Genomic DNA, 10,778 nt, shown 5'->3' on the forward strand with positions numbered 1-10,778 from the left:
TCCGCACCGTGCCCGAGTTTGAAAAGATGCTGGTGCGTTCGGGCATCACGCTGGTCAAATACTGGTTCTCCATCACCGATGAAGAGCAGCACCTGCGCTTTCTGGGCCGTATTCACGACCCGCTCAAGCAGTGGAAGCTCAGCCCCATGGATCTGGAAAGCCGCGTGCGCTGGGAGGCCTACACCAAGGCCAAGGAAACGATGCTGGAGCGCACCCACATCCCCGAAGCACCCTGGTGGGTGGTGCAGGCGGTGGACAAGAAAAAGGCGCGCTTGAACTGCATTGCGCACCTGCTGTCGCAGCTGCCCTACCAGGAGGTGTCACACCCGCCCGTGGTGCTGCCCGACCGCGTGCGCAACCCCGAATACCTGCGCCAGCCCGTGCCTGCCAGCATGTACGTGCCAGAGGTTTACTGAGGCCGCTGGATCCCTGCGCTCGCGGGCTTGGCTACGCGTCCTTCAGCAGTGCAATGGTGGCGATCACATCCCGCACCTTGAAGGGCTTGATCAGCACCCGCCGCACCTGCAGGGCCTTCATCTTCACGGCGGTGGAGGCATCGACCTGCGTGGTGGTCACCGCCACCGGCACATCGGCGCTGACGGCCAGTTCATCGTTGCGCACCTGCTCCAGCAAGGCGACTGCCTCCTGCTCCTGTTCGTCGAGCGAGACGATCACGCCCGCATAGTTCGCTTGGCTCAGCCGCTGCTGGGCCATGCGCACGCTGTTCACCTGCCGTACCACGGGCAGGTTCAGCTGGCGGGCCGTGGTCACGATGATGCTGCCGGTCAGCGAACTGGGTTCAACCAGCAGGATGTCCTGGGGACTGCGGTCGTTCATGGGGCAGCGTCTCCCTTCTCGCGGCGCACCAGTTCTTCCACTGCCAGATCGCGCAGCGATCCCAGGATGGCCAGGTCGATGTCGTCCAGGGTGCGCGGTTTGCTATCGATCAGGCACAGGGTGCCCACGTTGTGCCCATTGGGCAGCTTGAGCGGAGCGCCCGCATAAAACTGGATGTAGGGCTCCCCTGTGACCAGCGGGTTGCCGATGAAGCGCTCGTCCTGGTTCACATCGGGCACGACCATGATGTCGTCCTGCAGGATGGCGTGGCCGCAGAACGAGATGCTTCGCGGGGTCTCGCACGAATCCATGCCCACCCGCGACTTGAACCACTGGCGGTCGTCATCGATCAGCGAGAGCAGCGCCGTGGGCACATCGAACTCCTGCGCAGCAAAGGCCGTCAGGCGGTCAAATCGCTCTTCGGGCGGCGTGTCCAGAATCAGCAGCTGGCGCAGCGCCTGCAGGCGGTCGGGCTCGTTGGCGGGGCGGGGTGGTTCTTGCATGGTGGCGACCCGGCGGGTGGTGCGGCAAAGGGCTTCATTATCGGCGGGTACCGTGTCGCGTGCATCGCGCGGCATCACACCGGACGGGCCCCTCAGTGGCTGCGCGCACTGCCCTGTGATGGCGTGCCGCCGCGCCCGAACTGGTGCCAGGCCCGGCGCAGCTGCGTGTCGGAGCTGAACCCCGCCATCAGCGCCGCCTGCGTCACGTTCTGGCCCGAACGCAGCGCGGCCTCGGCCGTGGCCAGGCGGATGCGGCGCAGGTATTGCAGCGGGGCGATGCCCGCATGTTCCAGAAACAGCCGCGTCAGATGCCGGGGTGAGGTGTGTGCCACCTCGGCCATTTGCGGCACGCTCCAGTCGGCCTGGGGCTGTTGGCCTACGGCGTCCTGCACGCGGTGCAGGGCCGGGTGCAGGTGGTTGCGGTGGTGCAGAAAGGGCGAGAACTCCGGGTCGTTGGGCCCCCGGCGCAGGGCCACCACCATGGCCTGTGCCACCTGGGCCGCCAGCGCGGGGCCGCAGGTGTCGGAGATGCGGTGCAGCAGCAGGTCGATGCCTGTTGTCACGCCCGCGCTGCTGTACACGGCGCCGTCGGCCACAAACACGCGGTTGGCCACCACATCGCAGCGCGGGTCCACGGCGGCCAGCTCGTCCAGATGCTGGTGGTGGGTGGTGGCGCGGCGCCCCGTGAGCAGGCCGGCATGGGCGGCCAGCACCGAGCCCGCGCACACGGTGATCAGCTCCAGCTGCCCCGCCACGGGCCGCAGCCCGCGCAGCCAGTGCAGCAGCGCGCGGGCCTCGTCGCCGTCCACCGCGATGTGTTGCCCGGCCAGGCCCACCAGCACCACCCAGGCGGGGCTGGGCAGGGTGGCAGGCAGTGGCTCCAGCTGGGTCAGCACGGCGCCGACCGACGAGACAGACTCGGGCGTGGGGCTCACAAAGTGCTGCACAAACCGCTCGGGCTGGCCTTGCTTGGCCAGGGTCTGGTTGGCAATGCGCAGCGCTTCGGCCGGGCCCGCCCAGTCCAGCACCAGGCTGCCCGGCAGCAGGGCGAAATAGACGTGGATGGGGGAGGAGGCCGGGTTTTGCATCGATGGCTTTGGGTCAGGCTAAAAGCGTGTCAGGGCTGGGGGTTCCAGGGCGTGTCCATCTGGCGGGCCGTGCGCTCGGACAGCGCCGCGCCCAGCAGCCGGGTGACCAGGTGCAGGCTCATGTCGATGCCAGCGCTGATGCCAGCGGATGTGACCAGCGCGCCCCGGTCCACCCAGCGCACATTCTCCTGCACGTCGAGCGCGGGGTACTGCGTGCGCAGGTCGGCGGTGTCCTCCCAGTGGGTGGTGGCCGGGCCTTCGGTCAGCACACCGGCTGCGGCCAGGATGAAGGCCCCTGTGCACACCGAGGCCGTGATCTGCGCACGGCCTGCCGCCTGGACCACCCAGGTGCGGGTGGCGGGGCAGGCCGCAGCGGCATCGACCACGCCGCCGGGCACGATCAGCACATCGGGCGCGGTGGCGCTGGCAAAGTCCGCATCGGGCAACACGCGCAAACCCGCCCGGGCGCGCACCGGGTCCAGGCTGCGGGCCACGCACTGCACCACAAACGGTGCAGGCGCGCCGGGATGTTGCCGCTGGTGCATGCGGCTGGCGGTGGTGAAGACCTCATAGGGCCCGCCCAGGTCCAGGGCCTCCACGTCTTCGAACACCAGGATGGCGACCTGCAATGGCTGGGCGCTCACTGTTGTACCTTCGGCTTCGCCTGCGGTGCGAGCTTGCTTGGGGCGGCCCGGCGCGGCGCTCATGCGGCCGCCCGGTCCAGCGCCTGTTGCACGGTGCACAGGGTCGCAAAGCGGCCTTGCAGCACGGTGGCGGTGCGGGTCTTGATGTCGGCCGCCGCCAGCACCTGGCCGTCGGGCTGCACCATGTCCCAGGTCAGCGTGGCATCGGTCACGTAGTCCACGTCCCAGCCCAGGTCGGACGCGTGGCGGGTGGTGGTTTCGCAGCATTGTTCGGTGCGGATGCCGCTCACGATCAGGCGCTGGATGCCATGGCGTGTCAGCCACACATCGAGGCCCGTGCCCACCAGCGCGCTGTGGCGCGACTTGGTGAAGGTGGCTGCTGCGTTGAAGGTGGCCAAGCCTTTCAGCGGCCGCACCTGGCCCGAGGCCTGCGAAAACGGGTTCTCGGCGACTTCGGGGCCGTCGCTGTGGAACACGCGCACCACCGGGATACCCTGGGCGACACACCCGTCGATCAGCGTGTTCTGCGCTTGCAGGTAGGCAGGCAGGTCGTGTTCGGTGAAAAAGGGGCGGTGGCGGAACGATTCCTGGACATCAATCACTATCAGACAGGTTTTCATGGTGTGCTCGCTAAGAAGGTGGCTGGGATGCGCTTATGTTCTTTGTAAAGAGGCCCAACGTCCGAACTGGCGGAGACAGGATTCGATCAATTTCAGCCATCATTTTCTGGCGGATGGTGTGCTTGGCTGACGGGGCAGGCCATTTCAGGTGCTGCTCTCGCCCCTGGGGACGGGTTTTGAAGCCAGATCGGCGGTGTGCGCCAGTCAATATTGCTTTTGTAGCTATTAAAAATATAGCAATATCCAAGTGAAGTAGGAAGCTGTTAAGGTGGCTAGGGTTTTCCCTGATTTTTGAACATCACCCGCCAGACCACCTGCCTGCCTATGCCCCGCCGCTCCCGCCTGTTCTCGCTGTCGTCCCTGGCGCGGGCCTACCAGCGCAATCTCAAGGCTTTTGAGAAAGCCGCGAGGGCTGCGCGGACGACCACCCGGCCGGTGCGGGCCAAGGCAGCTTCCAAGCTGCGGGCAGCGCCACGGAAGTCGGCGGTTGCCAAAGCGCCCTACACGGCCCGTACTCCGCGCGCCGCAGGCAAGCCGGTGCCGGCGCGGGGTGAGTGGATGTCTGGCATTGCGCCCGGCCCCGCGGGGGCGCGGCGGTTCCATGCGTATGTGCCCGCTGGGCTGGCCCTGCGCCAGGGCGAAAAGCTGCCGCTGCTGGTGATGCTGCACGGCTGTGGGCAGACGGGGCGGGACATGGCCGCCGTGTCGCGCATGAACCGGCTGGCAGCGCGCCATCGGTTTGTGGTGCTGTACCCCGAGCAGGAACGCATGGCCAATGCCCACGGCTGCTGGAACTGGTTTGAACGCCGCAGCGGCCGGGCCGAGGCCGAAGCCGCCACGCTGCTGGCCGCCGTGGACAAGGTGGCACGCCGGCTCCCGGTAGACCTGGCGCGGGTAGCTGTAGCCGGGTTGTCGGCAGGCGCCAGCATGGCGGTGCTGATGGCGGCGCTTTACCCCGACCGATTCTGCGCGGTGGCCATGCATTCCGGCGTGGCGCCCGGCACGGCTGAATCTGCCGCCACGGCCCTGGCCGCCATGCATGGCCGCCGCGAAGCCCATTTGCCCGTGCCACCGCCAGTGGCCGCTGCGGTCAGGGCGGCGGCTCCCACGGTGCCTCCCGTCAGCGCCCCTGCGGCCTTGCCGCCGCTGCTGATCCTGCATGGCGATGCCGATGGCGTGGTGTCGGTGCGCAACGCGGCGGCCACCGCCTTGTTGTGGGCTGGTGCGCTGGGTGCGCGGGCGGGTGCCATCCGCACCCTCCAGCGTGGCCAGCGTTATCCCATGCGGGTGACCGAATTCAAGACCCGTGGCCGCACTGTGGTGGCGCTGCGTGAGGTGGTCGGGCTGGCCCATGCCTGGAGCGGCGGCGCCGCGCAGTTGCCCTACAGCGACCCGGCCGGGCCCGATGCGTCGGCGCTCATCTGGGCCTTTGTGGCCCGTCAATTCGGAAAATAGTCAAGAAAATGGCCGCAAGCGTTAGTGCTGATTGTGCTTGCTGCTATCAAAAAGTGACTGTCCGCGCGGGTGGCTCCGGGGTGCCCGCAGGCCACTGCCTGGCTGCGGTCACACCAGCCGAGCGGCCACCAGTTCCTTCTTGAGGTAGGCGTAGAACAGCGGCGCCGCCACCAGCCCCGCAGGGCCAAACACGGCCTCGGCTACGAACATCACGCTCAGAAGCTCCCACACACCCATCTGGGTGCGGCGGCCCACCACCTTGGCGTTGATCACATATTCGGCCTTGTGGATCAGGATCAAAAACCCCAGGCAGGCGGCGGCCGCCAGCGGCGACACCGACAGCCCCACGATGGTGATCACCACGTTGCACACCAGGTTGCCCACAATGGGCACCAGCCCGGCCACGAAGGTGAAGGTGATCAGCACCGGCGTGTAAGGCAGCTGCAGCCCCCACACCGGCAGCACGAACAGCAGGAACAGGGCGGTGAGCAGGGTGTTGAACGCCGCGATCCAGAACTGCGCCGCCACGATCTGGCGGAACGCCTCGCCAAACAGCGTGATGCGCAGCTTGAGCTGCTGGGCCAGCGGGCCGCGCGCCAGCACCGGCGGGCGCACGGCGGCGAGCGCGCCGATGAGCAGGCCCACATAGGCAAACAGCACACCGGCGAGCCAGGCCCGCCCCGCCATGGCCAGCGCACCGGCCTTGGCGCCCAGATAGCTGGCAATGATGCGCTGGATGTCGGCCACGCCCTCGGGCAGGTGGGAGGCCATGTCGGCGGGCAGCTTCAGGCGCAGCTCCAGCACCGTGCGGGCCATGTAGGTGAGCAGTTCCTGGTACTGCTGCGGTGCGCTGACCAGGTAGCCACGCGAATGGGTCAGGCCCAGCGCCAGCAGCGCCAGGGGCAGCAGCATCACCAGACCAGCGGCCGTGACCTGGGCCACGCGCAGGCTGGTGGGGGATGGGGCGGCTTGGCGCTGGATCCGGCCCAGCCCCGCTGCAAACCAGCCCGTGAGCGCCCGGGTGAGCAAAAAGCCCAGACACACACACAGCAGGCCGGGAAGCAGGCCACGCCACATCACCAGCAGCAGCGCAGCGGCCACCAGCAGATAGCTGGCCACCACGATGCCCTGGTTCAGGGCGCGCGGGGGCAGGGTGGTGGGCGTGGGCTCAGGTTGCGCTGAGGGGGGTGGAGCGGGGCGCTGCGCCATGCGCGGTGAGGGGGCGGTGTTGCTGGCCGGGTATCAGGCCACCACCACGGCGGCGCCTTCGCCACGCGCTGCGATCGTGCCAATCGCGTAGACCTGTTCACCGGCAGCTCGCAGCGTGGCGGCCGTGGCTTCGGCGTTGGCCGCATCCACCACCACCACCATGCCGATGCCGTTGTTGAAGGTGCGGTTCATCTCGATGTCGTCGATGCCCGCCGTCTTCTGCAGCCAGGCGAACAGCTCGGTCTGGGGCCAGCTGCCCTTCTTCAGGTGCGCGGCGGTGCCGTCGGGCAGCACGCGGGGGATGTTCTCCAGCAAACCGCCGCCGGTGATGTGGGCCAGGGCCTTGATGGGGTGTGAAGCCAGCGCAGCCAGCACGTTCTTCACGTACAGGCGGGTGGGTTCCATGATGGCTTGCTTGAAGGGCTTGCCGTCCAGCGTGGCGGGCACGGTGCCTGCGGCTTCGGCGCGGTCAATGCACTTGCGCACCAGAGAGAAGCCGTTGGAGTGCACCCCATGGCTGGCCAGGCCCAGCACCACGTCGCCAGGGGCCACGTCCTTGCCGGTCAGGATCTTGGATTTTTCGACCGCACCCACGGCAAAGCCGGCCAGGTCGTATTCGCCCGCAGGGTACATGCCGGGCATCTCGGCCGTTTCGCCGCCGATCAAGGCGCAGCCAGACAGCTCGCAGCCCTTGGCAATGCCGCCCACCACGGCAGCGGCCGTGTCCACGTCAAGCTTGCCGCAGGCAAAGTAGTCCAGGAAGAACAGGGGCTCGGCGCCTTGCACCAGCACGTCGTTCACGCTCATGGCCACCAGGTCGATGCCCACGGTGTCGTGCATGTTCCATTCAAACGCCAGCTTGAGCTTGGTGCCCACGCCATCGGTGCCGGAGACCAGCACGGGCTCCTTGTAGCGCTTGGGCACTTCAAACAGCGCGCCAAAGCCGCCGATGCCCGCCAGCACGCCTTCGCGCATGGTCTTCTTGGCCAGCGGCTTGATGCGCTCGACCAGGGCGTCGCCCGCGTCGATGTCAACGCCGGCGTCTTTGTAGGAGATGGGGGTGGAGGGGGCAGAAGAGCTCATGGATGGTGTGGTGCTGGTAGGCCCGCCGGGCGGGCTGGAATCCGGGGATTTTAAGGGGCACGCTTAGGCGCCCCCGCTCAGCCCTGTGGGGCAGGGGGCTTTGGGGGACGGCCATGCCGGGCAGATTGCACCAGTACACCGGCCAGCGCCAGCGTGGCAAACAGGATTCCGGCACCAAACGTGGCACTGGCGCCCAGCCGGTCCCACAGCAGACCTGCCAGGCCGCTGGCCACCAGCAGCGCCACGCCGCTGACCAGGTTGAACATGCCAAATGCCGTGCCCCGCAGGTCGGCCGGTGCGGTGTCGGCCACCATGGTGGCCAGCAGCCCTTGCGTCATGGCCATGTGCAGGCCCCACAGTGCAATGCCCAGCCAGGCGGCGGCGCCCCGGTCGCTGAAGGCCAGCAGCGCATCGGCCGCGATCAGCGCTACCAGCCCCCAGGCCAGCAGCGTGGTGTGGCGCGTGCTGTCTGCCAGTTTGCCCAGCGGGTAGGCGCCCAGTGCAAACACCACGTTCATCAGCACCAGCACCAGGGGCGTCCAGGCCAGTGGCAGGCCACCCTGTTGCACGCGCAGCACCAAAAATGCCTCGCTGAAGCGCGCCAGCGTGAACACGGCGCCCAGGGCCACCACCCACCAGTAGGCGCCGCCCAGGCGGCGCAGGTTCTCGCGGCGGATGGGGTTGGTGCGCACGGCGCTGGCGGCGCGCTCGGGTTCGCGCACGCCCACCAGCAGCAGCGCCACACACAGGGCGGCCGGAATCACGGCCACCCAGAACACCGCGCGGAAGTCATTGGCCCACAGCAGCATCAGGCCCATGGCCAGCAACGGGCCCAGAAAGGCGCCCACGGTGTCCAGCGACTGACGCAGCCCGAACGCCGCGCCGCGCATGCCGGGCGGCGCCAGGTCGGCTACCAGCGCGTCGCGCGGCGCTCCCCGGATGCCCTTGCCCACCCTGTCAATGAGGCGCGCCGTGACCACCAGGCCCACGGTGGGTGCGATGGCAAACAGCGGCTTGGACAACGCTCCCAGCCCGTAGCCCAGCACCGCCAGCGGCTTGCGCCGCCCCCACCAGTCGCTCAGCACGCCTGAGAACACCTTGAGCATCAGCGCCGTGGCTTCCGCAGCCCCCTCGATGAGGCCCACCGTGAGCATGCTGACCCCCAGCGAGGTGACCAGGAACACCGGCAGCAGGCTGTGGATCATCTCGGATGACACGTCCATCAGCAGGCTGACGAAGCCCAGTGCCCAGATGCTGGCGGGCAGGCGCTTGGCGGGGGTGGCGGGAGCTGTCATGGTGCAAGGCAGGCGAGGGTGGGGCCGAGCGGCGGCTCAGGGGGCTGGCAGCAGACTAAAATCGCGGCCATTGTCGCCCAGCCCCTGCCAGGGAGCCGGTCGGTGACCACGCGCCGTACGCCACTTTGTCGCCGCGCCTGGCCGGAGTCATCGACGGCCCGGTGCCTTCCCACCCACTTGTGATGCCGCTGCTGACCCTCTTCCTGACCGCCGTTTCCGCACCTTCTGCCACGGTTCAGCCTGCGCTGTGCGGGTGCCGCGCATGACGATGAAGCAACTGGCGCTGGACATCGGCCTGGCCACCGGGCCGACCCTGGAGCGTTTTTTTGCCGGGCCCAACGAGGCCGCGCTGCAGCACCTGCGCCTGGCCGCCGGGGCGGGCAGCAGCGAAACCACACGGTCGCCTGTGCCCACCTACCTCTGGGGCGAACCGGGCAGCGGCAAGACCCATTTGCTGCAGGCCGTGCGCCAGGCCCTGCGCGAGCAGGGCTCCAGCGTGGGCTGGCTGGACCCTACGGTGGGCGAGCCGCCAGACTTTGACGAGCGCTGGGCCGCCGTTGTCATGGACGACGTGCATCTGTACGACACCGCCCAGCAGGCCACCGCCTTCAACTGGTTCGTCAACGCCATCAGTCCCGCCAGCGGCAGCCAGCGCTGGGTGCTGGCGGCGGGCGACCTGCCCCCCGCCGACCTGCCGCTGCGCGACGACCTGCGCAGCCGTCTGGGCTGGGGCCATGTGTTCCAGCTGCAACTGCTGGGCGAGGCCGAGCGCCGCGCCGTGCTGCGCCAGGAGGCCGACGCGCGCGGCGTGTTCCTGGGCGACGAAGTCATGGACTACATGCTCAACCGCTTTTCGCGCGACCTGGGCAGCCTGATGCAGTTGCTGGACCAGCTCGACGCGTTTGCCCTGCGCACCCAGCGCGCCATCACGATTCCGCTGCTCAAGACGATGCTCGAATCTGAATGAAGCCGCGCACCTCTTTTTGCCCTTTGTGACACTGAATGACTACTGAATCTCGCCGCCTGCGGCTTGCGCTGTTTGACCTGGACCACACGCTGCTGCCGCTCGACTCCGACTACGAGTGGGGCGAGTTCACCATCCGCATCGGCTGGAACGACCCGGTGGAGTTCGCGCGCCGCAACGACGAGTTCTATGCCCACTACCAGGCCGGCACGCTCGACGTGCACGACTACGTGCGTTTTGCGACCGAGGCCGTGCGCTTGCGCGGGCCCGAGGCCGCAGCAGCGGCGCATGAGCAGTTCATGCGCGAGGTCATCACCCCCGCCATCACGCCCCAGGCGCTCGATCTGATCCGCCAGCACCAGGCAGCGGGTGACGAGGTGCTGATCGTCACCGCCACCAACGAATTTGTGACCACACCTATCGCCCAGGCCTTGGGCGTGCCGCAGCTCCTGGCCGTGCAGCTGGTGCGTGATACCAGCGGCTGGTACACCGGCGAGATCGACGGCATCCCCACCATGCGCGAAGGCAAAGTGCGCCGCATGGAACAATGGCTGGCCGAGCGGCAGCTTAGCTGGGCCGACGTGGAGAGCACGTTCTACAGCGACTCCATGAACGACGTACCCCTGCTGGAGAAGGTGAACCACCCGGTCGCCACCAACCCCGACCCGCGCCTGCGCGCCCTGGCCCAGCAGCGCGGCTGGCGCATACTGGACCTGTTCTCGGCACCCTCCGCCGAGCCCGCCAGCCAGACGGCCTCCTGACCCCTGCGCGCGCAGCCCCCTGATACCTCCCTACCCATGATCAAGAAGTTCATCGACAAACTGCTGGGCAAATCGACGCCCGGCACCTCGGGCGGCAAGCCCCATTTCGGCAAGCGCGAAGAGGTGCCTGCCTCGGTGCACGGCATCAACCCCGAGCTGGTGGACCGCCGCGCGGCCGAGGTGGTGCAGACGCTCAAGGACGCGGGCTTCGAGGCCTACATCGTGGGCGGTGCCGTGCGTGACCTGCTGCTGGGCCTGCGCCCCAAGGACTTCGATGTGGCCACCAATGCCACGCCCGAGCAGGTCAAGGGCCTGTTCC

General features: G+C 68.1%; 11 protein-coding genes and 2 pseudogenes. 5 read left to right on the top strand and 8 right to left on the bottom strand.

What is annotated here, in order from left to right; translation table 11 throughout:
• Positions 1-416 (top strand): annotated as a pseudogene (locus ISS20_RS20265) (polyphosphate kinase 2); the annotation flags it as partial.
• A 31-nt stretch (positions 417-447) separates the two neighbouring features.
• Here the strand turns inward: ISS20_RS20265 and ISS20_RS20270 are convergent.
• From ISS20_RS20270 to ISS20_RS20290, 5 genes are all read right to left on the bottom strand, one after another.
• A complete protein-coding gene (locus ISS20_RS20270; protein ID WP_192420086.1) occupies positions 448-837 on the bottom strand; it encodes a histidine kinase in 390 nt (129 codons plus the stop codon).
• Positions 834-1,340: a GAF domain-containing protein gene (locus tag ISS20_RS20275; protein WP_291438993.1), complete on the bottom strand. Its 507-nt coding sequence runs from the start codon at positions 1,338-1,340 to the stop codon at positions 834-836. Before ISS20_RS20275 ends, ISS20_RS20270 begins: the two co-directional genes overlap by 4 nt.
• A 92-nt stretch (positions 1,341-1,432) precedes the next feature.
• Complete coding sequence (locus ISS20_RS20280; RefSeq protein WP_056748306.1) at positions 1,433-2,428, bottom strand: helix-turn-helix domain-containing protein; 996 nt, start codon at positions 2,426-2,428, stop codon at positions 1,433-1,435.
• Between the two features lie 29 nt (positions 2,429-2,457).
• Positions 2,458-3,072, bottom strand: coding sequence for a DJ-1/PfpI family protein (locus ISS20_RS20285; protein WP_291439005.1), 615 nt, complete (start codon positions 3,070-3,072; stop codon positions 2,458-2,460).
• A 59-nt stretch (positions 3,073-3,131) separates the two neighbouring features.
• The gene (locus ISS20_RS20290; RefSeq protein WP_291438995.1) at positions 3,132-3,692 is read right to left on the bottom strand and encodes an isochorismatase family protein; all 561 of its coding nucleotides are present in this window, start codon (positions 3,690-3,692) and stop codon (positions 3,132-3,134) included.
• 324 nt (positions 3,693-4,016) lie between these two features.
• Here ISS20_RS20290 and ISS20_RS20295 point away from each other — a divergent pair, with 324 nt between their 5' ends.
• The gene (locus ISS20_RS20295) at positions 4,017-5,147 is read left to right on the top strand and encodes a PHB depolymerase family esterase (RefSeq protein WP_291438997.1); all 1,131 of its coding nucleotides are present in this window, start codon (positions 4,017-4,019) and stop codon (positions 5,145-5,147) included.
• 108 nt (positions 5,148-5,255) lie between these two features.
• Here ISS20_RS20295 and ISS20_RS20300 read toward each other — a convergent pair whose 3' ends face one another.
• The 3 genes from ISS20_RS20300 to ISS20_RS20310 all read right to left on the bottom strand — a co-directional run bounded on the left by ISS20_RS20300 (position 5,256) and on the right by ISS20_RS20310 (position 8,734).
• Positions 5,256-6,356 (bottom strand): AI-2E family transporter, encoded by a 1,101-nt coding sequence (locus tag ISS20_RS20300; RefSeq protein WP_056066692.1) that lies wholly within the window; start codon positions 6,354-6,356, stop codon positions 5,256-5,258.
• Positions 6,357-6,389: 33 nt separating this feature from the next.
• Positions 6,390-7,439 (bottom strand): phosphoribosylformylglycinamidine cyclo-ligase, encoded by a 1,050-nt coding sequence (gene purM, locus ISS20_RS20305; protein ID WP_291439000.1) that lies wholly within the window; start codon positions 7,437-7,439, stop codon positions 6,390-6,392.
• A gap of 77 nt (positions 7,440-7,516) precedes the next feature.
• The gene (locus ISS20_RS20310; RefSeq protein ID WP_291439002.1) at positions 7,517-8,734 is read right to left on the bottom strand and encodes an MFS transporter; all 1,218 of its coding nucleotides are present in this window, start codon (positions 8,732-8,734) and stop codon (positions 7,517-7,519) included.
• Positions 8,735-9,002: 268 nt separating this feature from the next.
• Here ISS20_RS20310 and hda point away from each other — a divergent pair, with 268 nt between their 5' ends.
• The 3 genes and pseudogenes from hda to ISS20_RS20325 form a co-directional block, all read left to right on the top strand.
• Positions 9,003-9,701, top strand: coding sequence for a DnaA regulatory inactivator Hda (gene hda, locus ISS20_RS20315; protein WP_015015370.1), 699 nt, complete (start codon positions 9,003-9,005; stop codon positions 9,699-9,701).
• A 35-nt stretch (positions 9,702-9,736) separates the two neighbouring features.
• Positions 9,737-10,459 carry an HAD family hydrolase gene (locus ISS20_RS20320; protein ID WP_291439004.1) on the top strand — a complete coding sequence of 241 codons (723 nt, stop codon included), beginning with the start codon at positions 9,737-9,739 and terminating at the stop codon, positions 10,457-10,459.
• A gap of 36 nt (positions 10,460-10,495) precedes the next feature.
• Positions 10,496-10,778 (top strand): annotated as a pseudogene (locus ISS20_RS20325) (polynucleotide adenylyltransferase PcnB); the annotation flags it as partial.

Source organism: Acidovorax sp. (genome assembly GCF_016783915.1).
In the GTDB taxonomy this organism is placed as follows: Bacteria; Pseudomonadota; Gammaproteobacteria; order Burkholderiales; family Burkholderiaceae_C; genus Acidovorax.

Coding starts and splice junctions, on each gene's coding strand:
- ISS20_RS20290 (WP_291438995.1), bottom strand. CDS start 3,692: ATGAAAACCTGTCTGATAGTGATTGATGTCCAGGAATCGTTCCGCCAC.
- ISS20_RS20300 (WP_056066692.1), bottom strand. CDS start 6,356: ATGGCGCAGCGCCCCGCTCCACCCCCCTCAGCGCAACCTGAGCCCACG.
- ISS20_RS20320 (WP_291439004.1), top strand. CDS start 9,737: ATGACTACTGAATCTCGCCGCCTGCGGCTTGCGCTGTTTGACCTGGAC.
- ISS20_RS20280 (WP_056748306.1), bottom strand. CDS start 2,428: ATGCAAAACCCGGCCTCCTCCCCCATCCACGTCTATTTCGCCCTGCTG.
- ISS20_RS20270 (WP_192420086.1), bottom strand. CDS start 837: ATGAACGACCGCAGTCCCCAGGACATCCTGCTGGTTGAACCCAGTTCG.
- ISS20_RS20275 (WP_291438993.1), bottom strand. CDS start 1,340: ATGCAAGAACCACCCCGCCCCGCCAACGAGCCCGACCGCCTGCAGGCG.
- purM (WP_291439000.1), bottom strand. CDS start 7,439: ATGAGCTCTTCTGCCCCCTCCACCCCCATCTCCTACAAAGACGCCGGC.
- hda (WP_015015370.1), top strand. CDS start 9,003: ATGAAGCAACTGGCGCTGGACATCGGCCTGGCCACCGGGCCGACCCTG.
- ISS20_RS20295 (WP_291438997.1), top strand. CDS start 4,017: ATGCCCCGCCGCTCCCGCCTGTTCTCGCTGTCGTCCCTGGCGCGGGCC.
- ISS20_RS20310 (WP_291439002.1), bottom strand. CDS start 8,734: ATGACAGCTCCCGCCACCCCCGCCAAGCGCCTGCCCGCCAGCATCTGG.